We start from the raw sequence: 22,647 nt of genomic DNA, 5'->3' as shown, positions 1-22,647 counted from the left end.
GGGAGATGTTAATGTTATTCGTACTGAAATCCCGGTTCATTCCACTTCTCGTCAAGGTTGACTGAAAGAGAGTAGTCTCCGAAGTACCACTCATCGTCCGCTTCGACGAAGAAATTGATTTTTCCGACTTTCGTTTCGGCAATGGGTTCATTTGGTTGTTCAAAAGCAATGCCTAGTGAAAACCCAGGCTGCAAACCACCTACACCGCCATACCGGACATAAAAGCGGAGATTGCTACTTTCTTCGACATCGAGTTCTTCCTCATACCATTTAGCTGCTTCTTCGGTTACGGATAGTTTCATTGTCTCAACTCCTGTTCTGTTCTACGAGTGTTGTTACCTTTAACGCTTTGATGTAAACCTCTAGAAAAAGAGACATCCTGAGCATCTGCCCAGGATGTCATGAACGTTCCTCCGTTTTATCTGGTACGGGATCGAATCCACCTGGGTGGAAAGGATGGCATTTCAAAATACGTTTCACTGTCAAATAAGAACCTTTGAAGAAACCGAATCGTTGGAAAGCCTCTAGCCCGTAAGCTGAACACGTCGGTTGGAAACGGCAACTCGGTGGAAAGAACGGACTGATTCCTTTTCGGTAAAAACGAATCACGGCAATCATTATATGTTTCATTTATGGTTCGCCTTATTTGATTTCTTGCTTTTTGTCGTAGCTAAGGGTAGCAACTGCGTCATGAAGGTGGATCGATTCTTCGTTTCGGCAAGAAACTTCAAAGGTCTCCACGAAATCATACTCATATAAGTCAGCTGCCACTAATCGAACGATATCTTCGACAAAGCGTGGATTTTCATAAGCTTGTTCCGTGACCATTTTTTCATCCGGACGTTTCAGAACCGGGTGGATTCTTGCGCTTGCATTGCTTTCAGCCGCTTCTAGAAGGGCAGCTTTCCAGTCCGTTTCTTGTTCATCGAAATCATCCGTCAACTTCACGCTCATCGTTACATTTCCACGCTGGTTATGGGCACTGTACTCACTGATTTCCTTCGAGCAAGGGCATAGTGTCGTGATGGTGCCTGTCAACGTACACGTCACATCATGTCCTGTTTCCTTGTCGTATTCAACTCGGATGGTTGCATCCGCATGGTTCATTCCTGCCAAATCAGAATAAGGACCGCGACGCTCAAAGAACCACGGGAAGGAGACTTCGACTTCAGCATCCGATTGCTTTAATCGACCAGCTAATTCTTCTGTGAAGGATTTCAACGTTGTAAGATCGATCGCGAAGCCTTCTCGGTGATATTTATCCAATTGTTCGGTGAAGCGGCTCATGTTTGTCCCTTTACTCCCTTGGGTAATGGAGGAACCGAATGAAAAGGTCCCGATGGTCGTCTGAATCTCTGGGATCATTTGACTAGGGATTGTGATCGGGTGTTTGACATTTGAAATACCGACCATATCAATATTGAATAGAAAGTCTTCTCGTGAGTTTTGTAAATCGGCCATTTTGGACTTGTCCACAGGCTTCGTCCGCGGACCAGGTTCTACAGAGCCGAATAATTTATGGCGTTCGTCTTTCGATGGTAGTTGTTTATGTTGTTGAAGTTCAGTTTTGTTCATAATAAGGGCTCCTTTCAGGCCATCGTTGTCATGTAAAGTATATAATATGTATTTCCCAATATACAATTGATTGACTCACAGCAATGCGTTTCATAACTTTATCGTGCCTTAAGTGGTTTTAAATGATTCAAAAGAGCCTGTGCATGTCCTACACAGACTCCTCTATTATTACATCCAGGTAATCTTCGGTTCCGTTTTATTCATGATTCTCTGTATATTCGCACGGTGCCTATAGATGACAAAGATGGTGAACAATGAGAGGACGATCATCAATAAATAGTCCTGCACAAGCAGCGTGGCGATCACACCAACGACTCCACTGACCATAGAGGCAAGGGATACATATTTACTTAGGTAAAGAACAATAAAGAAAGTCGCTAACAGAACCCCAAAAATGAGCGGGTTTACTCCGAGTATGACGCCACCCGAAGTAGCCACTGCTTTACCTCCTTTGAATCCAGCGAATACCGGGTACATGTGACCAATGACTGCGAATATTCCGATGACAAGCGTGATGACATCCGCTCCTAAGTAGAAAGGCAGCGCTGCAGCGAGCGTTCCTTTCAGAATATCAGCTAGCGTCACAATGAGTCCTGCCTTGATTCCCAAGACCCGGAAAGTGTTTGTCCCTCCTAGATTTCCGCTTCCATGTTCACGTATATCTGTATCATAACCAACTTTACCGACGATGAGACCTGATGGGATTGATCCGAGGATGTAAGCAACAAGGCCATATAATAGATATTCCACGTTATTTCATCTCCTTCACGTCTTTCATTTAGTTTATCACGAGCTTTGAGTGGAAAGAACCGGTTTCTAGCATTCCCTTAGCGTTTTGTTGATAGAAAACAATTCCATTTTTTGACGAATTTCGATATGATGGGACACGGGGAGGAGAGACTAGATGAATAAGAAAATAACAAGAAACATTCTCCTTACTACAGTATTGATCCTCTTGGTAGTAGCGTCTGTAACGCTCTATATAGGGTATCCTTTTACATCGAATGAAAAAGTAAATGTTAAGGGGACGTCGATTATTTACCAAAATCAAATTGTGGAAAATGAGAAAGTCAAACGAATCGACGAGGAAGCGTATGTACGCTTTTCATTTGTCAAAGAAACCATTGATCCTACAATTGTGTATGACCAGCCTTCACAGTCGGTGATTATCACAATGCCAAGAGACGTGTATCAATTGCCGACTGGAGAAGGGGCATATGAACTGAATCAGGAAGAATACGACCTTCATTTCCCCGTAACCACATCAGAAAACGGGGAAACGTGGTTGGCTGTGGAATGGTTAAGAAAAGTCTATCCTATGTACTTTCACTTAAGCGAATACGCCTTATCCATATACGAAGACGATTCGACTAGGCAAGTGGCAGAGGTAATAACAGGACTGGAAGAGAAGCAAACGAAAGTTCGACAACAATCAGACATAACATCTCCTTATTATATCAATTTAGAACCTGGTGACAAGGTTTATTTAATAGGAGAGGAAGACTCATTTTATAAGATTCTCACGGAACAGGGGTATAGTGGTTTTATAAGCAAAGATGCCGTCGACAACATCGAAACGATCACGTTACAAGCAGAAACAACTCAACAATCCCGAAAAGACATTACTCGCTTAGAAAAACCTTTTCATGTGACATGGGATGCCATATATTCAGCAGCCGCTACTCCTAGTGAAGTAGAGTCAAAACCAGGTGTTGACGTTTTGTCTCCTACATGGTTCTCACTCATAGATGAACAAGGGAGCATCGAGAATTTCGCTTCCACCGATTATGTAGAGTCTGCTCATGCTCAAGGTGATGAAGTTTGGGCGCTATTTTCTAATGGGTTTGACCCGGATCTTACCCATAAAGTGCTCCCATCCTTCGAGAAACGACAGCATATGATTCGACAACTGTTAGATTTCGCACGCATTTACAACTTAGATGGGATCAATATCGATTTTGAGAATGTCTACCTCGAAGATGGGCCGTGGCTTACGCAGTTCGTAAGAGAACTCACTCCACTAGCACATGAAGCAGGGTTGATCGTAAGTGTCGACGTCGCTTTTCCAAATGGAAGTGCCCAATGGTCCAGGTTCTTGGAACATCAAAAGTTGGCGGAAGCGGCCGACTACTTAATGGTGATGGCTTATGATGAACACTGGGCAAACTCACCGGAAGCAGGCAGTGTCGCAAGTCTTCCATGGGTTAGAGGGAACACAGAAGCCTTACTCGAGCTGGTTCCTTCTGAGAAATTGTTGCTTGGTATTCCTCTTTATACTCGTCTCTGGACCGAAGAAACGCTGGAGAATGGCGAAGTGGAGGTGTCTTCTGAGTCCTTCAGTATGGAAGAAGCGGCACAATGGATGGCTGAGCGCCAATTGACTCCAGAGTATAATGATGATACAGGGCAGAATATCGTCACCTATAAGGAAGGGGACAAAACCTATACGATTTGGTTGGAGGATGAAACGTCTATTAAAAATCGTATTGAGTTAATGAAGAAGTTTGACCTTGCCGGCCTTGCAAGCTGGAGTGAATCGTTCGCTGATGAGCAGGCTTGGAACGTCATCGATCGACAGCTGGACACGGATTGATTGTAAAGCGTACCTTATTGGTGCGCTTTTTTCGACAATTAGGGATGAAAAATATTCGAAACATTTGCAAAAAGTTTCGGATTATGGAAATCTGGGAATATATGATTTTATTGTATTAAAGGAGGTCTTGGATGATTACATTTAATGATGTGACGAAAACATATCCTGATGGGACTACAGCCCTCAAGGATATTGATTTACATGTGAAAGAAGGAGAGTTACTAACCCTTATCGGCCCAAGTGGTTGCGGGAAGACGACGATGATGAAAATGATCAATCGCCTGATCAAACCCACTGAAGGTACCATTACAATACATAACAAGGATATCGAAGAGTACAACATTCATGAATTGCGTTGGAATATTGGGTATGTATTGCAGGAGATTGCTTTGTTCCCTCATATGACGATTGAAGAAAACATTTCAATCGTACCAGAAATGAAAAAATGGAAACGAAAAGATTTGTCCAAAAGAATCGATGAGTTAATGGATATGGTAGGACTCGACTCAAAAAAGCACCGTAAGCGTAAGCCAAGTGAACTATCAGGAGGTCAACAGCAAAGAGTAGGTGTCATCCGTGCATTAGCAGCCGATCCTGATATCATCCTGATGGATGAACCGTTCAGTGCCCTCGATCCCATCAGTCGGGAACACTTGCAGAAGGATATCAGGCAGCTTCACCAAGAGATTCAGAAAACGATTGTATTTGTGACGCATGATATGGACGAAGCGATGGCCCTTGGGGACCGCGTTTGTCTCATGCAACAAGGAGAAATTGTCCAGCTCGATACACCACAGAATTTGATTCTTCATCCCGCCAACGATTTCGTCAGGGACTTCATAGGTAGTCGTAAATCTCCTTGGCAAACTGCCGTGGATGTCATAATGGACCAGAAAAAAAGTCAAGTACTCCCTGAGAGCGAATGGAAAAAGGGGACTACTCCTCAAACTGGAACCTATGCTCTTAAGAATGATAGCGGAGAATACGTAGGGAGTATTCATGAAGGATCTCCTGTCGAATTGTCGACGATTGAAAATAGCTGGACACTGAGAGAAGCGATGACGATATTCGAAAAACAAAGTTACCCACTTCTCCCCGTCGTGAAGAAAAATCAATTGATCGGTACACTTTCCTATAAAGACATCGCCCTTTATCTGAAGAGCCAAGTGAAGGAAGAAAACGGGGTGGTGCAATCATGAGTGAATTTTGGAGAGTATTCGAATCAAGACAAGATCTTTTGGTAGAGACATTGTGGGAACACTTTCAAATCTCGATCATAGCCCTCGTCATCGCGACCTTAATTTCTGTCCCCCTTGGTCTGTTGCTTACGCGCAGCCAAAGGGTCGCTGAACCGATTATTGGAGTGACGGCTGTATTGCAGACGATTCCGAGTTTAGCTGTACTCGCTTTTCTCATTCCTTTTGTAGGTATTGGAGAAACCCCTGCTATTATTGCCCTTACAGCCTATGGTTTACTCCCGATTCTCCGTAATACGTACACAGGAATAAAAGAGGTCGACCCTGCTTTGAAAGAAGCAGCGACAGGCATGGGGATGAATTCGTTCCGTCGATTGTCCAAGATTGAATTGCCACTTGCGATGCCGGTCATTATGGCAGGTATTCGAACGTCTATGGTACTGATCGTCGGTACAACGACAATTGCTGCCTTAATTGGAGCAGGTGGATTAGGTGAAATCATTCTACTTGGACTGGACCGTGGTGGAGATCCGAACCTTATCCTCCTTGGTGCGATTCCAGCCGCTTTACTTGCCATTATCCTAGATATCATTCTTCGTTTATTTGAACGAACGTCAGCGAAGTCAGGCTTCCGCTCTCTTGTAAGTTTGTTAGTCATTGGAGTCTTGATTGCTGTCGGACCTTTATTGTTCAGTCAAGAGAGGGAGAACGATTTAGTCTTGGGTGCTAAACTAGGATCAGAACCAGCCATATTAATTAATATGTACAAACTTTTGATTGAAGAGGAAACCGACCTTCAAGTTGGACTAGAACCGAACTTCGGGAAAACGGACTTCGTCTTCAGTGCCCTTCAGCAAGGTAGTATCGATATTTATCCTGAATTCACAGGAACAGCTCTTGTTGCCTTATTGGAGCAACAAGCGAACTCGAATGAACCACAGGAAGTGTACCAGCAAGCAGCAGAAGGCATGTCAGAGACTTACGATATGGCCTTTCTTCAACCAATGCAATTCAATAATACTTACGCAGTGGCTACCACTCAAGAGTTAGCTGAACGGTATAATCTAGAGACCATTGGCGACCTTCAACCTGTTCAGGATCAACTTACCGCAGGTTTCACACTTGAGTTTAAAGATCGTCAAGACGGGTATCAAGGCATGAAAGAGCTCTATAACTTGAATCTAGGCGAAGTGAAAACGATGGATCCAGGTGTCCGTCAAACGGCCATTACGACTGGGGAAGTTGATATTATTGATGCCTATGCAACTGCAGGGTATATGGTTGACTTGAACCTGAAAGTATTAGAAGATCCAAAGAACCTGTTCCCTCCATATCAAGGTGCTCCATTGATGAGGCAGGAAACACTTGATCGCTATCCTGAGATAGAGGATGTATTGAATCAGCTCGGAGGCAAAATCACGGGAGATCAAATGCGAGAAATGAACTATCAAGTCGATTTTGAAGACCGGAGCCCAAGAGAAGTAGCGAAAGAATATCTTGTAAGTGAAGGTTTGATTGAAGAATAGGAGGTCACCGATGACTTTTCAAAACCCATCTAAAGAGACGATCCAAAGCGTATTAAAGGATTCTAAAACGATTGCCGTTGTGGGGTTATCTGATAAGCCGCACAGGACTTCATATCAAATTAGCGAGGCGATGAAGCAAGCCGGTTATCACATCATACCTGTCAATCCGACAATCGATGATTGGCAGGGAATTGCAGCCTATGATTCTCTAAGTGACGTCAAAGAAAAGATCGATATTATTAACGTATTCCGTCGATCTGAATTTTTACCGGAACTTGCTAATGAAGCAGCTCAGATTGATGCCAAATCGTTCTGGACCCAACAAGGCGTTTATGATGAATCTGCGGCTGAAACACTTGCAGAAACAGATCAAGTCGTCATTATGGATGTTTGTATCAAAGTAGCTCATGCTCTGTATATATGAGTTAGGAGAGACTGTCGGCCTTTGTCGACAGTCTCTTTTTTGTAGAGAACTCACGAATGAGCAGAATGTAGAACCGTAGAAGTGTGGTAAGATAAAGGGTAGACGTATGTAAGAACGTGCTGATGGGCCATGATGGTTAAAGGTTTATCATAGCTTTTTGAAAGAAATATGTTTGCGAAAACGCGTAAAATCGCTACAATATAACAAGCGATCATTTTTTTCGGGCGTTTACATAAACGAACGTTTGTTCTATCATAGGAAAAGGTACATAACGAGAAGGGAGCCGATGGCAAATTGTCGAATCAAAATCAAAATTATTCAGATGATTCCATTCAAGTACTAGAAGGCCTAGAGGCTGTAAGAAAGCGACCGGGGATGTATATAGGGTCCACCGATCATAGAGGACTTCACCATTTGGTTCATGAAATCGTAGATAATGCTGTCGATGAAGCGTTGTCAGGCTTCGGAGATGAAATGACCGTCATCCTTCACAAAGATGGAAGTGTGTCGGTACAAGATGAAGCACGTGGCATGCCGACGGGGATGCATAGAACAGGGAAACCGACACCGGAAGTCATATTGACCGTTCTCCACGCAGGAGGGAAATTCGGTCAGGGTGGCTACAAATCCAGTGGCGGACTTCACGGTGTTGGAGCATCTGTCGTCAATGCTTTATCTGAGTGGCTCGAAGTGAGGATTTGTCGCGACGGAGAGAAGTATTACCAACGTTTTGAGAACGGTGGCATACCGGTTACGTCTCTAGAGCATCAAGGGGCGACAAGAAAGTCCGGGACAACCATCCGCTTCAAACCGGATTCGACCATTTTCTCTGTGACTAAGTTTAACTTTGAAACGCTATCAGAGAGATTACGCGAAGCGGCATTCTTGTTAAAAGGATTTCGCATCATCTTAGTCGACGAACGACAAGAGACGGTAAAAGAAGTGTATCAATATGATGACGGTTTAGAATCTTTCGTCGCTTATTTGAACGAGGAGAAAGACACGTTGCACCCGGTCGTTTCCTTTGAAGGGGAACAATCAGGGATTGAAGCGGATTTCGCCTTTCAATTTAACGACGGTTTTGCTGAGAACATCCTGTCTTTCGTCAACAATGTTCGTACGAAAGATGGAGGGACACATGAATCCGGTTCTAAGACCGCGATCACCAGAATTTTCAATGATTACGCAAGACGAGCACAATTATTGAAAGAAAAAGAAAAGAACCTCGAAGGAAACGATATTCGTGAAGGCTTTACAGCTATTGTTTCTGTTCGGATCCCAGAAGAACTGTTGCAGTTTGAGGGGCAGACGAAGAGTAAACTCGGTACGTCAGAAGCCCGATCGGCAGTCGATGCCATTGTGGCTGAAAAGCTGAATTACTTCTTAGAGGAAAACCCAGATGTAGCGTCCATGCTGATCAAGAAAGCGATCAAGGCGAAAGAAGCACGTGAAGCGGCACGTAAAGCACGTGAAGATGCACGATCTGGCAAAAAGAGAAAACGCAAAGATACGTTATTAAGTGGAAAACTGACACCTGCTCAATCTAAAAATCCTCAAAAGAATGAGCTTTATCTAGTCGAGGGTGATTCAGCTGGAGGTTCCGCAAAACAAGGCAGGGATCGTAAATTCCAAGCTGTACTGCCATTAAGAGGTAAGGTCATTAATACAGAAAAAGCAAAAATCGCGGATATCTTTAAAAACGAAGAGATCTCAACGATCGTCCATACCATCGGGGCTGGAGTCGGTGGCGATTTTACTCTAGAAGACTGCAATTACGACAAGATCGTCATCATGACAGATGCAGACACAGATGGTGCACATATCCAAGTGTTATTGCTCACTTTCTTCTACCGTTATATGCGTCCACTTGTTGAGGCAGGGAAAATCTTCATTGCTCTTCCCCCTCTTTACAAAGTGTCCAAAGGGAAAGGCAAGAAAGAAAAAACAGAGTATGCATGGGATGAAGATGGCATGCAGAAGTTATTGAGAGAATTTAAGAACGGGTACACCATTCAGCGATATAAAGGTCTTGGTGAAATGAACGCCGATCAATTATGGGAAACAACGATGAATCCAGAATCACGTACGTTGATTCGAGTAACCATTGATGATCTCGCGCGTGTTGAACGTCGCGTCACGACATTGATGGGAGATAAAGTGGAACCTCGCCGCAAATGGATTGAATCCCACGTCGCTTTTGGTCTAGAAGACGAGGCAAATATTTTAGAAAACGACAAAATCCAAGCGTAAAAGGGGGATTTTCTGTTGGCTGAGGCAGAAAAGTATTTAGATTTACCACTAGAAGAGGTCTTAGGAGACCGCTTCGGACGATATAGTAAATACATCATTCAAGAACGGGCACTACCGGATGCTAGAGATGGGTTGAAACCTGTACAGCGCCGGATCTTATATGCGATGCACCAGGAGAAGAATACCTACGATAAAGCCTACCGAAAATCAGCCAAAACGGTTGGTACGGTTATTGGTAACTATCACCCGCACGGAGACACATCTGTCTATGATGCGATGGTCCGTCTGAGCCAGACGTGGAAAGTGAGAAAGCCGTTAGTTGAAATGCACGGAAACAACGGGAGTGTGGATGGCGACCCTCCTGCTGCCATGCGTTACACGGAGGCTCGTCTTTCTGCTATCTCATCTGAGTTGCTGCGTGATATTGAAAAGGAAACCGTAGAATTCATCCCGAACTTCGATGATACAATCAACGAACCAACGGTACTTCCAGCGAAGTTCCCTAACTTGCTCGTAAATGGGTCTACAGGTATATCAGCAGGGTATGCAACCGAAATCCCACCTCACAATATCGGGGAAGTCATCGACGCCGTAATCATGAGAATCGATAAGCCGGAAGCAGGCGTACCTGAGCTTATGAAAAAGCTCAAAGGTCCGGATTTTCCAACAGGTGGGATCATTCAAGGTGTTGCCGGCATTCAAAAAGCGTATGAGACTGGAAAGGGGAAAATCGTCCTTCGTGGTCGTGCAGAAATTCAGCAGCAACGCGGTGGACGTGAACAGATCGTCATTGATGAGATTCCCTACGAAGTGAATAAAGCGAGTATGGTGAAACGCATGGACGAACTTCGTCTTGATCGTAAAGTTGAAGGCATCACCGAAGTGCGGGACGAAACCGATCGAACAGGCCTTCGTGTGGTTGTCGAATTGAAAAAAGACGCGAACAGCGAAGGCGTTCTGAACTATTTATACAAACATACCGATTTACAGATTTCGTATAACTTCAATATGGTGGCCATCCATGAACGAACTCCGAAACTCATGAGTCTTCCGATGATGCTCGATTCCTATATCAAACACCAAAAAGAAGTGGTCACAAGACAATCGCTATATGATTTAAATAAAGCGAAGAAGCGAGCACATATTGTCGAAGGGTTGATCAAAGCGATCAGTATCCTGGACGAAGTGATTGCAACGATTCGTAGCTCAAGTGATAAACAAGACGCCAAACAGCGTCTCATGGCCAAGTACGAATTTTCAGACGAACAAGCTGAAGCGATTGTCACATTGCAGTTATACCGTTTAACCAATACCGACATCACCGCTTTGCAATCGGAAGCGGCTGAGCTTCAGGAACGAATCGATTATTTAGAGCATTTACTAGCTCACGAAGGTGAACTATTGAAGGTGATCAAGTCCGATTTACGTTCGATGAAGAAGCAGTATAACGATCAACGTCTGACGCAAATCGAAGACGAGGTCGAAGAGCTGAAAGTCGACCTTGAGGTGACGGTAGCGAGCGAAGATGTTCTCGTGTCTGTTACGAAAGACGGGTACATCAAACGCACAAGCTTACGTTCCTATGCCGCCTCCAATGGCGAGGATTTTGCGATAAAAGACGGGGATCATTTGCTGCGGTTAATGGAAGTAAATACGACGGATAACCTCTTAGTCTTCACTAACTTAGGTAAGTATTTGTTCCTTCCGGTTCATAAATTGCCGGACATCAGATGGAAAGACCTCGGACAATACATCGCTAATATTGTTCAAGTTGAAAAAGAAGAGTTCATCATTGATGCTATACCCGTACGTGAATTCACGGAAGATCGATATTTACTCTTCTTCACGAAGAACGGAATGGTGAAAAAGAGTGAATTGAAGCTATATCAAGCAACGAGACATTCGAAAGCGCTCGTCGCCATCAACTTAAAAGGCGATGATGAAGTCGTGGATGTTCATGTTACAGATGGACATTCGAACATCTTCATCGCTTCGAACAGAGCTTATGGCCTATGGTACACAGAAGAAGAAGTCAACGCTGTCGGTCAACGGGCAGCAGGAGTGAAAGCCATCACGTTAAAAGAAGATGAGGAAGTCGTCTCAGGACAAGTGTTTGACCCGAATTCTGACCCCTCCATTGTTTTAGCGACACAACGTGGGGCAGTAAAACGAATGCGACTGAAAGAATTTGACGTAACGTCACGCGCTAAACGGGGTGTGCTTATGTTGCGGGAGCTGAAGAAAAACCCACACCGTTTAATTGACGTTCATTTGGTCGGTCGTGAAGATGAATTGATTCTGAAGACAAACAGACAAGAAACAAAGACCCTTCGGCCGATGGATTTGAAAGCGAATGATCGTTATAGTAATGGATCGTTCGTAATCGATACGGATGAGCAGGGAATCGTGGAAGAGGCCTGGGAAAAACCAACCTACCAAAAGCCCTTCGCTATGGAAGATCATGAAGAAAGCTAAGATTATCGAATAGGCAAAGTGCATAACCTGGTGAACCACTACATTAAAGACCATTGCTCTAGTTTAGGGCAATGGTTTTTTAATGAAAAAATGATAAAGATGTTTTTTAGTAATGAGCACTTCGTTCTGCCAACGAATAAGCTCTCCTTTTAAATCAATCGCATCCTTGTTTGTATTTTCAGAAAACTGTGATAAAATGAAGCTATATTCAGCAGATTGGGGATGGTGTATGAGAGATTTAAAAGAAGAGATTCTGCAAACCTCGCTTGATTTATTTGATTTACACGGGTTTCATGGAGTGAGCGTCAATCAAATCGTTGAAGCTTCCGGAACGTCAAAAGGTGGGTTTTATCATCATTTCCAATCCAAGGATGAGCTCCTTTTCGTCATTCACGACACCTTTATTACATATGTATTTAAGGAAGCGCAAGCGGCGAATGTCCATCACTCATCCCCGACGCAGAAGATTCAGGCGATCATCCATTCATTCGTTCAAGTCTTTGACTTATATAAGCCTCATATTTCTGTTTTCTATCAAGAGAGCACGTATTTGAAGCCTGCCTACAAAGCACAAATCAAACAAAAGCGTGATGAATTCAAAAATATGATATTCCTTGTAATCAAAGAAGGCCAAGAAAGTGGAGAGTTCAGACGAGAGCTTCCTGTTGAAATTACAGGGATGGCGGTCTTAGGTATGGTGAACTGGATCTATAAGTGGTATAAGCGAGATGGCGCTTATACGATTGACCAAATCGCAGAAGTTTTTACCGATCTCACCTTACATTTTTTACTCCCTAGTTCGAAAAGTCCTGCATCCATGGAAGATCTGTTGCACGTTCCTTTTTTTTACGACAATAAGTAAACGCTTACAATTTATTTTTTTGTTAAAAACAGACCAACTAGTCGGTCTTTATTCCTTGAGGAGGAATCGTATGAATTTCGAATTGACGAAAGAACAAGAAATGACACGGAAGATGGTCCAGGATTTCGCTCGGGATGTCATTCAGCCACGTGCCATTGATATCGATCGAAATGCTGAATTTCCAGAAGACATTTTTAAAGAAATGGGCAAATTGGGGTTGTTAGGTATTCCTTTCCCTGAAGAGTATGGAGGTTCTGGTGGAGATACCGTGACATACGCACTTGCCGTAGAGGAAATTGGACGTGTGTGTGGTTCAACAGGTTTAAGCTATGCAGCGGCTGTTTCTCTTGGAGCAAGTCCGATCTACTACTTTGGAACGGAAGAACAAAAACAGGAATTTCTGACCCCGCTTGCTAAGGGAGAAGGATTGGCTTCCTTCGGTTTAACCGAACCTAATGCCGGTTCAGATGCTGGTGGGACACAGACTAGAGCGGTCTTACAAGGAGATCATTACGTGATCAACGGGGAGAAATCATGGATTACCAATGCTGAATATGCCCGTTCGATTACCGTAACGGCCGTTTCAGGTAAAAGAGAGGACGGTAGAAACATCATCTCCGCTTTCATCGTGCCGAAAGATACACCTGGAATGAAGATCACAAGCCCGTATGAAAAAATGGGAGTTAGAGGGTCGAACACATCTGAAATCATACTAGAAGATGTGAAAGTACCAAAAGAAAATATTTTAGGCGATCCTCAAAAAGGGTTCAAACAATTCCTTCATACCTTAGATGGCGGCAGGATTTCAATCGCGGCTCTCGCTGTGGGAATTGCCCAGGCATCTCTTGACCGGGCACTAGAATATGCAAAGGAAAGAAAACAATTCGGTCAGCCGATCTCAAACTTTCAAGCCATACAGTTCAAATTAGCCGACATGGCCATGGAAGTCGAACTAGCTAGGAACATGGTTTTGAAATCGGCTTGGTTAAAAGATCAAGGGAAGAATTTCACGAAAGAATCCGCTTATGCCAAGCTATTTGCGTCTGAAACGGCCTTTCGCTCGTCTAACCAAGCGATCCAGATCCACGGAGGATACGGCTATATGCGTGAGTACGAAGTCGAACGTTTCTTGAGAGATGCAAAACTTCTAGAGATTGGTGAAGGAACATCAGAAATTCAACGGATGGTCATTGCTAGACAACTCGGTTGTTAAATAGAAAAGGAGGAATTATATTGTCTTTACTTGAATTAACCGTTGGACAGCTGTTGGAGAAACAAGCGGCTGCTCACCCTGATCATGAAGCATTCGTGTATCCAGAGAAAGACATAAGAAAAACCTATGCAGAATTCAATGACATGACGAATGAAGTCGCAAAAGGGCTGATGAGCCTCGGCATTGAAAAAGGGGAACATGTAGCGATGTGGTCAGATAACAAGCCGGAATGGCTTCTATCTCAATTCGCTTCTGGAAAGATGGGCGGAGTCCTTGTGACGGTCAATACCAATTATCGTGCACAGGAACTCGAGTATTTATTGAAGCAATCTGACTCTTCCACTCTAATTCTTGCAGAAGAATTCAAAGGTACATCCTACATTGATATTTTGAAAGAGATCTGCCCAGAACTGGAAAGCTGTGAGAAGGGAGACTTGCAAAGTGAACGGCTTCCGTTTTTGAAGAATGTTGTCGTATTGAGTGACAAATCATATCCTGGTTGTTATTCGTGGCAGGATCTTCTGGATATGGGGTTGACGATCAAAGACGAAGAATTGGAAGCTCGTAGCCAATCGTTATCCTATAAAGATGTCATCAATATGCAGTACACTTCTGGAACGACTGGCTTTCCAAAAGGGGTCATGTTGAGTCATGACAATATCGTCAATAACGGGAATCAAGTAGCAGATTGTATGAAATTAACGGAAGAAGACCGTCTGTGTATTCCGGTTCCGTTTTTCCATTGTTTTGGTTGTGTCCTCGGTACGCTCGCTGCTGTATCGAAGGGGTCGACAATGGTCATTTTAGAGCAATTTGATCCGAAAAACGTGCTGAAAGCTGTCAAAGACGAGTCCTGCACGGCGCTGCACGGGGTACCGACGATGTTCATAGCAGAGCTCAACCATCCAGACTTCGAAGAGTTGAAGCCGACCACGTTGCGAACGGGTATCATGGCCGGATCAACCTGTCCTATGGAAGTGATGAAAAGTGTGATGGAGGATATGGGTGCTGACGAAATTACCATTGCCTACGGACAGACTGAATCTTCGCCTGTCATCACTCAAACGAAAGCGGATGACCCGATTGACCTTCGAGTAAGGAGTGTGGGAAAAGCTCACCCCAATGTCGAAGTGAAGGTCATTGAGCCAGCGACTGGAGAAGAAGCAGAGCGAGGCATTCCGGGAGAACTATGCACGCGTGGTTACTTAGTTATGGAAGGCTATTACAAAAATGAAGAAGCGACTAGTGCAGCAATCGATCCTGATGGTTGGCTTCACACGGGGGACATTGCCGTGATGGATGACCACGGGTACGTCGAGATTACAGGGCGAATGAAAGATATGATCATCCGGGGTGGCGAAAATGTCTATCCGCGTGAAATTGAGGAATTTTTGTATCAACATCCTGACGTGTTAGATGTTCAAGTCGTCGGTATTCCCGATCAGAAGTATGGAGAAGAAATCATGGCTTGGATTATTCCGAAAGAAGGAAAGACCATTGATGAACAGAATATCCGGGAATTTTGTGACGGACGAATTTCTAAACACAAAATCCCGCGCTATATCCACTTCACGGATGAATACCCAATGACCGCTAGCGGAAAGATCCAGAAGTTCCGTCTACGAGAGAATGCATTAGAGTTATTAAATACCCACCGTTCATGAAAGGGGCGAATTGTTATGTTCAAAAAAATCTTAATTGCGAACCGTGGAGAGATTGCTGCGCGTATTATTCGCACGTGCAAGCGCCTTAACATCACCACGGTTGCGATTTATTCAGAAGCGGATCAAGGTGCACCTTATGTAGCGATGGCAGATGAGAGTTATTTGATCGGGAAGCCCCGTGTGAATGAATCGTATTTGAATATCGACAAAATTGTAAGCGTCGCCAAAGAGTCAGGAGCAGAAGCGATTCATCCTGGCTATGGGTTACTAAGTGAGAATACCGACTTTGCTAAGCGGATCGAGGACGAGGGCATCACCTTCATCGGTCCACGTGCAGACGTCATTTCGAAGATGGGTGACAAAATCGAAGCCAGGAAAGAAATGAAAAAGGCAGGCGTCCCGATTATTCCCGGTACGGAAGAAGCGGTGGCGTCAAGTGAAGAAGCGAAGGAGTTTGCTCAATCGTTTGGATATCCAGTCATGTTGAAGGCTTCCGCTGGTGGTGGTGGCATCGGTATGCAGGCCGTTTTCAATGACGAAGAACTGGAAAAAGCGTTTGAAGGCAACTCGAAGCGGGCGAAAGCCTTCTTTGGAAACGGAAGCATGTTCATCGAGAAGCTGATTGAGAACCCTAGACACATTGAAATTCAAGTATTGGCGGATGAACACGGCAATCGAGTCTACTTATTCGAACGTGAATGTTCTATTCAAAGAAGGCATCAAAAAGTCGTGGAGGAAGCCCCGTCTCCTGTTCTTTCTGAACAAACAAGGAAGGAAATGGGCGAAAGTGCTATGAAAGCCGTTGAAACTTTGAATTACACAAATGCGGGAACCATTGAATTTCTTGTAGACGACCAAGAGGATTATTACTTCCTTGAAATGAATACGCGCCTGCAAGTGGAGCACCCCGTTACAGAAGAAATCACGGGAGTGGACCTAGTTGAACAACAGCTTCTTGTCGCTTACGGAGAAGCATTGACGATCGAACAAAAGGACTTATCTATTCAAGGCCATGCGATTGAAGTACGCATTTACGCAGAAGACCCCAATACGTTCTACCCGTCTCCCGGTCAGTTGACGAAATTGAAACTTCCTGAAGGCGAAGGCATTCGTCATGAACTGGCGGTTCACGGGACATCAGAAGTGACACCATTTTACGATCCGATGATCGCAAAGCTTGTCGTACATGCCAATACGAGAGATGAAGCGATCGAGCTTATGTCTCGGGCCATTCACTCATACGAAATAGAAGGAATCAAAACCAATCTGACCATGCTGAAGCGAATCATTACTCACGATCGGTTCAAGCAAGGGGACACCAAAACTACGTTTATTCAAGACTACTATCTACCAACGTTAACGAACCACTAAGGAGGAGCTTATCATGAATGAAATCAAAGCATCGATGGCAGGAAGTGTATGGAAACTTGTAGCAGCAGAGGGAGATCAAGTCAACGACGGTGATGATATCGCTATCTTAGAATCTATGAAAATGGAGATCCCTATCCCAGCAGAAACTTCAGGCACCGTGAAGGAAATTAAAGTGAGTGAAGGGGATTTCGTAAACGAAGGCGACATCATCGCCATCATCGAGTAGGAGCGGATACGATGGAAGCATTACCTAAGCATGTCACAATCAAAGAGGTCGGCCCGAGAGACGGCTTACAGAATGAAAAGGTAGAAATCGATACGGCTGACAAGGTCGCTTGGATCAATCAGTTATCAGAGACCGGCCTGTCTTACATTGAATTCAGTTCATTTGTTCATCCGAAATGGATACCGCAATTGAAAGACGCGAAACAAGTGGCATCAAGTATAAAGCGGCACCCTGGAATCACTTATGCCGCCCTCGTTCCGAATCAAAAAGGACTGGAGGCGGCTCTTGAGACAGATGTTGATGAGGTTTCCATATTCATGTCGGCAAGCGAGACCCATAATAAAAAAAACATCAATAAATCAATTGAAGAAACGTATCCGATTTTGACGCAAGTGGTGGAAGAAGCGAAGCAAGAAGGCAAGACCGTTCGAGGCTACTTGTCTACCGTTTTTGGTTGTCCTTATGAAGGCGCTGTTCCCATCCAACAAGTAATCGAGGTGAGCATTAGACTCCTCGATATGGGGGTTGATGAACTATCACTTGGAGACACGATTGGCGTGGCGAATCCTTTGCAAGTCGACCGGACATTAACCGAGATACGCAAGCAACTTTCATTCGACCAGATTGCTATGCATTTTCATAATACACGAGGTATGGCGCTTGCGAATGTACTCGTATCTTTAGAACACGGCATTACAACCTTTGATGCATCCGTAGGAGGTCTTGGTGGCTGTCCTTATGCCAAAGGGGCATCTGGGAATCTAGCAACGGATGATCTTGTTCACATGCTGCATGAGATGGGGATTGAAACTGGCATAAATGCTGAACAATTGACGCAGTCAGCGCTCTATATCCAATCGAAACTCGGAAAATCGTTGCCGAGCCATCAAATGCAAGTTTGTAATAAAGAGAGGGTGTAACCGATGACAAACCTCGTCACTTTAGAAGAAGTCGAAGCCCATGTCTATGTTTTGACATTAAATCGCCCTGAAGCAGCGAACGCTTTATCTCGTGATGTATTAGATGCCTTAGCTGAACGAGTAGATGAGCTTAAACGATCCTCTCAGGTTCGAGCTGTAATCGTGACCGGAAGCGGTTCCAAAGCATTTTGTGCTGGAGCGGATTTGAAAGAGCGTAAAGAGATGGATGATGAACAAGTCATTCAAGCTGTAACGAAAATCGGCGAGACGATTAACCTCATCGAAGAAATACCCGTGCCGACCATTGCGATGATCAATGGTGTAGCATTCGGTGGAGGCCTGGAACTCGCTCTTGCCTGTGATTTACGCATGATGAGTACGTTGACTACCGTAGGACTGACGGAAACCTCACTTGCGATCATCCCTGGTGCGGGTGGGACCCAGCGACTCAGTCGCCTGATTGGTCTTGGCAAGGCGAAATCTATGATTTATACAGCGAAACCTGTCGATGCCGATCGTGCCTATCAAATCGGATTGGTGGAATATATCCATGATCCGCAAATTCTATTTGAAGAGGCGAAAGATCTTGCTTGTACGATTGCAAGAAATGGTCCCCTTGCGATGAAACAAGCCAAAAAAGCCATCAATACGGGATATGAGACAGACCTTAGAACCGCTCTTGAAATCGAACGTATTTGTTATCAACGCACGATTCCAACGCACGACCGGATCGAAGGTTTACAAGCGTTTAAAGAGAAACGAAAACCCGAATATAAAGGAGAATAGAGGTGGAGAAAACAATGACGAGCAACCAAACATTTGAAGAACGAGTCAAACAGATTGAAACAGGTGGTGCTGAGAAATACCATGACAAGAACAGAGAGAAAGGAAAGATGTTCGTCCGCGAACGTTTAGAACTCCTTTTTGATGAGGATTTATCCATAGAAGATGCGTTCTTTGCAAACTGCCAGGACGGTTCACTTCCAGCCGATGGTGTCGTGACAGGCATCGGAAAAATAAATGGAGAACAAGTGTGTGTGATGGCCAACGACTCCACGGTCAAAGCAGGTTCTTGGGGAGCACGGACGGTGGAGAAGATCATCCGCATCCAAGAAACGGCCTTGAAACTCAATATCCCGATGCTTTATTTAGTCGATTCAGCTGGAGCCCGTATCACGGACCAAGTGGATATGTTCCCGAACCGAAGGGGAGCCGGACGGATTTTCCATAATCAAATCAAAATGTCAGGGCGCGTCCCACAAGTATGTTTACTATTCGGACCCTCTGCAGCTGGCGGTGCTTACATTCCAGCGTTCTGTGACATAGTCGTCATGGTAGACGGCAACGCGTCCATGTACTTAGGTTCTCCGAGAATGGCGGAGAAGGTGATCGGTGAGAAAGTAACATTGGAAGAAATGGGCGGCGCGAATATGCATTGTTCCGTGTCAGGATGCGGAGATGTATTAGCAGAGGATGAGCAAGAGGCTATTTCTTTCGCTCGTCGTTATTTAAGCTACTTCCCTTCCAATTACTCGAAAAAGCCCAAGGTTCAAGAAACGCTAGCGCCAGCTGAATTTGAAAAGACTTTGGAAGAGTTGATTCCAGAAAATCAAAACGCACCGTTTGATATGTATCATTTGATTGACCGCTTGATCGATGAAGGCTCCTTCTGTGAGATCAAGAAAAAATTCGCCCCAGAATTGATAACGGGATTGTCACGCATCGACGGGCGTGCTGTAGGGATCATTGCCAACCAGCCACGAGCTAAAGGCGGCGTCCTTTTCCCTGATTCAGCTGATAAAGCAGCCAAATTCATTCAGCTGTGTGATGCGTTCAATATTCCGCTCTTGTTCCTTGCTGATATTCCAGGCTTTATGATCGGTACCAAAGTTGAACGTGCGGGCATCATCCGTCATGGAGCTAAGATGTTATCAGCCATGAGTGAAGCGACGGTTCCGAAAATCTCTGTGGTGGTTCGAAAAGCGTATGGAGCTGGACTGTATGCGATGGCGGGCCCTGCGTTCGAGCCTGATGCCTGTTTAGCACTACCGACAGCTCAAATTGCTGTCATGGGACCGGAAGCGGCTGTCAATGCTGTCTATGCGAACAAAATTGCAGCATTACCTGAAGAGGATCGACCGGCCTTCATAAAAGAAAAACATGAAGAGTACAAAGAAAACATTGATATCTATCGTCTAGCATCTGAAATGATCATCGATGATATCGTTCAACCGAACAACTTGAGAAAAGAGCTATCAACAAGATATGAGGCCTATGATCAAAAAGAAGTCACATTTACGCACCGCAAACACGGTGTGTATCCTGTATAAAAAAATCCCCCTGAATATTACTTCAGGGGGATTTTTTCATGCTATGACTGACTGGATTGTAATCCGATTGCCCGGATTTGATTAACGGCTTCAGGATTTTCAAGCGCACTTAAATCACCAGAAGGGCGGTTCAAATATGCAGACTTGATGGCCCGGCGCATCACTTTAGCATTGCGAGTCTTCGGTAGATCATCGACAGCAAAAACTTTTCTAGGAGCTAACGCTTTACCCAGCTTTTGTTCTAAATGAAGAAGAATCTCTTCTAATAGTGGATCACTTTTTTTCTCTTTCAGTACGACAAAGGCTACGGCTTCTTCGCCTTTAACGGAATGTGGAATCCCAATCACGCCTGCTTCAATCACCTCATTGTGTTCAACGAGTACAGACTCGACTTCTGCTGGTCCTAATCGCTTTCCGGCTACATTCAACACATCATCAGACCGTCCCGTTATCGTATAGAAACCTTCTTCATCAACGATGGCCCAATCTCCATGGACCCATGTATCTTTAAAACGGCTCCAATACGTATCTTCGTACCGCTCATCATCTTCATGGAACCCTTTTGTCATTCCTACCCAGGGCTGACGCAACACCAGTTCACCGACATCTCCCGTTATAGCATGGCCATGTTCGTTGAATACCCCAACGTCCATACCAGGAAGTGCCGCATTGAATGTGACAGGTTGGATCGGCTTGACGAGCACATTACCAAGCATCCCCCCTGAGATTTCTGTACCTCCTGAATAATTGAAAATCGGAACGCGGGATTTTCCGACATGCTCAAACAACCACTGCCATGGTTCAGGGTTCCATGGTTCACCAGTAGAGCCGATCATTTTTAATGAATTCAAATCGTGTTTCTCAATCCACGATTCTCCGTGCTTCATCATCGAACGAACGAGAGTAGGAGAGATCCCAAGATGAGTCACTTGATATCGTTCAACCAATTCCCATAGTCGATCAGGCTCTGGAAAATCGGGAGTGCCTTCATACATCACAATCGAGGCACCATTCATCAGACCACCATAAACTAAGAAAGGCCCCATCATCCAGCCCATATCTGTATACCAGAACAACGTGTCGTCTTCTTTCACATCCATACAAATGCCAGCATCAAATGCTGATTTCGTTGGGAAGCCTGAGTGAGTGTGTACAGCACCTTTCGGCTTTCCCGTCGTACCGGATGTATAGATCAGCATGAAAGGATCATCTGCGTTTTTCACTTCTGTTTTGTAATCGGTTACATTTTTCTTAAGCGCAGACCATTCTACGTCACGGTATTCATTCCATTCCACTTCACAACTGGCTCGCTCGACAACAATCACGTGTTCAAGAGAAGGGCAGACATCCGCAGCCAAATCGGCTTCCTCTTTCATAGCAACTGTTTTACCACGGCGATAAAATCCATCGGCTGTAATCATCGCTTTTGACTTCGCCGCTTGAATACGCGTTGCGATGGCTTCCGATTTATATCCGGAAAAGGCAGGGGAGAAGATCGCCCCAACTTTAGAAATCGCAAGCATCGAAATCAACGTCTCAGGAATCATCGGCATATAAAGAGTCACGACATCATTCTGATCGATACCCAAGTTTCGTAAACCATGAGCAACTGTATTCACTTCTTGATACAGTTCTTCATAGGTGAATGTTTGTTTATCGCCATTATCCCCTTCCCAATAGAGGGCGACTCGCTTCTTTGTCTTGGGATTCATGGCCCATTTATCGAGTGCATTATGGACGACGTTCATCTCTCCACCAATAAACCAATTGGGATAAGGAATCCCTTTAGACAAATCGAGGGTTTCATCATAAGATCGGTACCATTCGATGCCAAGCTCTTTGATCGCTTCCTCCCAAAACCAAGATATATCGGACACAGATTGTGTATGAAACGCATCGTAATCTTTAAAACCTAGTTTATTCATCCATTGATATAGACGCGTCTGTTCTTTTTGTTCATCTGTTGGTGTCCAAGCGTGGTTGTATGTAGACATTCATGACAACTCCTTTTCTTGAATAATC

At 44.5% G+C, this 22,647-nt stretch carries 19 protein-coding genes; 14 read left to right on the top strand and 5 right to left on the bottom strand.

Annotation, left to right across the window (positions count from 1 at the left end; translation table 11 throughout):
• Positions 1-14: 14 nt before the first annotated feature.
• The 4 genes from H0266_RS03700 to plsY form a co-directional block, all read right to left on the bottom strand.
• Positions 15-302 carry a HesB/YadR/YfhF family protein gene (locus tag H0266_RS03700; protein WP_181471021.1) on the bottom strand — a complete coding sequence of 96 codons (288 nt, stop codon included), beginning with the start codon at positions 300-302 and terminating at the stop codon, positions 15-17.
• 97 nt (positions 303-399) lie between these two features.
• Positions 400-630 (bottom strand): membrane protein insertion efficiency factor YidD, encoded by a 231-nt coding sequence (gene yidD / locus H0266_RS03695; RefSeq protein WP_181471020.1) that lies wholly within the window; start codon positions 628-630, stop codon positions 400-402.
• A 12-nt stretch (positions 631-642) separates the two neighbouring features.
• Positions 643-1,575, bottom strand: a complete 933-nt coding sequence (folE2, locus tag H0266_RS03690; protein WP_181471019.1) for a GTP cyclohydrolase FolE2 — start codon at positions 1,573-1,575, stop codon at positions 643-645.
• Between the two features lie 168 nt (positions 1,576-1,743).
• The gene (gene plsY, locus H0266_RS03685) at positions 1,744-2,325 is read right to left on the bottom strand and encodes a glycerol-3-phosphate 1-O-acyltransferase PlsY (protein ID WP_181471018.1); all 582 of its coding nucleotides are present in this window, start codon (positions 2,323-2,325) and stop codon (positions 1,744-1,746) included.
• A gap of 154 nt (positions 2,326-2,479) precedes the next feature.
• Between plsY and H0266_RS03680 the strand changes: the two genes are divergently transcribed.
• From H0266_RS03680 to H0266_RS03615, 14 genes are all read left to right on the top strand, one after another.
• Entirely contained in the window at positions 2,480-4,168 is a 1,689-nt protein-coding gene (locus tag H0266_RS03680; protein ID WP_181471017.1) for a glycosyl hydrolase family 18 protein, read from the top strand.
• A 131-nt stretch (positions 4,169-4,299) separates the two neighbouring features.
• On the top strand, positions 4,300-5,367 hold the full coding sequence (locus H0266_RS03675; protein ID WP_181471016.1) for an ABC transporter ATP-binding protein: 1,068 nt from the start codon (positions 4,300-4,302) through the stop codon (positions 5,365-5,367).
• Positions 5,364-6,890: an ABC transporter permease/substrate-binding protein gene (locus H0266_RS03670; RefSeq protein ID WP_181471015.1), complete on the top strand. Its 1,527-nt coding sequence runs from the start codon at positions 5,364-5,366 to the stop codon at positions 6,888-6,890. The genes H0266_RS03675 and H0266_RS03670 overlap by 4 nt, the downstream gene beginning before the upstream one ends.
• Positions 6,891-6,900: 10 nt before the next feature.
• The gene (locus H0266_RS03665; protein ID WP_181471014.1) at positions 6,901-7,314 is read left to right on the top strand and encodes a CoA-binding protein; all 414 of its coding nucleotides are present in this window, start codon (positions 6,901-6,903) and stop codon (positions 7,312-7,314) included.
• Positions 7,315-7,608: 294 nt separating this feature from the next.
• Entirely contained in the window at positions 7,609-9,564 is a 1,956-nt protein-coding gene (gene parE, locus H0266_RS03660; protein ID WP_181471013.1) for a DNA topoisomerase IV subunit B, read from the top strand.
• Between the two features lie 15 nt (positions 9,565-9,579).
• The gene (parC, locus tag H0266_RS03655) at positions 9,580-12,039 is read left to right on the top strand and encodes a DNA topoisomerase IV subunit A (protein ID WP_181471012.1); all 2,460 of its coding nucleotides are present in this window, start codon (positions 9,580-9,582) and stop codon (positions 12,037-12,039) included.
• Between the two features lie 229 nt (positions 12,040-12,268).
• Positions 12,269-12,901 (top strand): TetR/AcrR family transcriptional regulator, encoded by a 633-nt coding sequence (locus tag H0266_RS03650; protein ID WP_181471011.1) that lies wholly within the window; start codon positions 12,269-12,271, stop codon positions 12,899-12,901.
• A gap of 70 nt (positions 12,902-12,971) precedes the next feature.
• Positions 12,972-14,114, top strand: coding sequence for an acyl-CoA dehydrogenase (locus tag H0266_RS03645; protein ID WP_181471010.1), 1,143 nt, complete (start codon positions 12,972-12,974; stop codon positions 14,112-14,114).
• A gap of 20 nt (positions 14,115-14,134) precedes the next feature.
• Entirely contained in the window at positions 14,135-15,778 is a 1,644-nt protein-coding gene (locus tag H0266_RS03640) for an AMP-binding protein (RefSeq protein WP_181471009.1), read from the top strand.
• A 15-nt stretch (positions 15,779-15,793) separates the two neighbouring features.
• Complete coding sequence (locus H0266_RS03635) at positions 15,794-17,149, top strand: acetyl-CoA carboxylase biotin carboxylase subunit (protein ID WP_181471008.1); 1,356 nt, start codon at positions 15,794-15,796, stop codon at positions 17,147-17,149.
• 13 nt (positions 17,150-17,162) lie between these two features.
• A complete protein-coding gene (locus tag H0266_RS03630; RefSeq protein ID WP_181471007.1) occupies positions 17,163-17,375 on the top strand; it encodes an acetyl-CoA carboxylase biotin carboxyl carrier protein subunit in 213 nt (70 codons plus the stop codon).
• Positions 17,376-17,386: 11 nt separating this feature from the next.
• Entirely contained in the window at positions 17,387-18,295 is a 909-nt protein-coding gene (locus H0266_RS03625; protein WP_181471006.1) for a hydroxymethylglutaryl-CoA lyase, read from the top strand.
• 3 nt (positions 18,296-18,298) lie between these two features.
• On the top strand, positions 18,299-19,081 hold the full coding sequence (locus H0266_RS03620) for an enoyl-CoA hydratase (protein WP_181471005.1): 783 nt from the start codon (positions 18,299-18,301) through the stop codon (positions 19,079-19,081).
• A 14-nt stretch (positions 19,082-19,095) separates the two neighbouring features.
• The gene (locus H0266_RS03615) at positions 19,096-20,625 is read left to right on the top strand and encodes an acyl-CoA carboxylase subunit beta (RefSeq protein WP_181471004.1); all 1,530 of its coding nucleotides are present in this window, start codon (positions 19,096-19,098) and stop codon (positions 20,623-20,625) included.
• A 41-nt stretch (positions 20,626-20,666) separates the two neighbouring features.
• Here H0266_RS03615 and H0266_RS03610 read toward each other — a convergent pair whose 3' ends face one another.
• Positions 20,667-22,619 carry an AMP-binding protein gene (locus H0266_RS03610; protein WP_181471003.1) on the bottom strand — a complete coding sequence of 651 codons (1,953 nt, stop codon included), beginning with the start codon at positions 22,617-22,619 and terminating at the stop codon, positions 20,667-20,669.
• Positions 22,620-22,647 lie beyond the last annotated feature (28 nt).

Origin of the sequence: Halobacillus locisalis (assembly GCF_013694105.1) — a bacterium.
Lineage (GTDB): Bacteria > Bacillota > Bacilli > Bacillales > Halobacillaceae > Halobacillus > Halobacillus locisalis.
The sequence above is the reverse complement of the archived record's forward strand: the minus strand, read 5'-3'. Positions and strand labels throughout refer to the sequence as shown.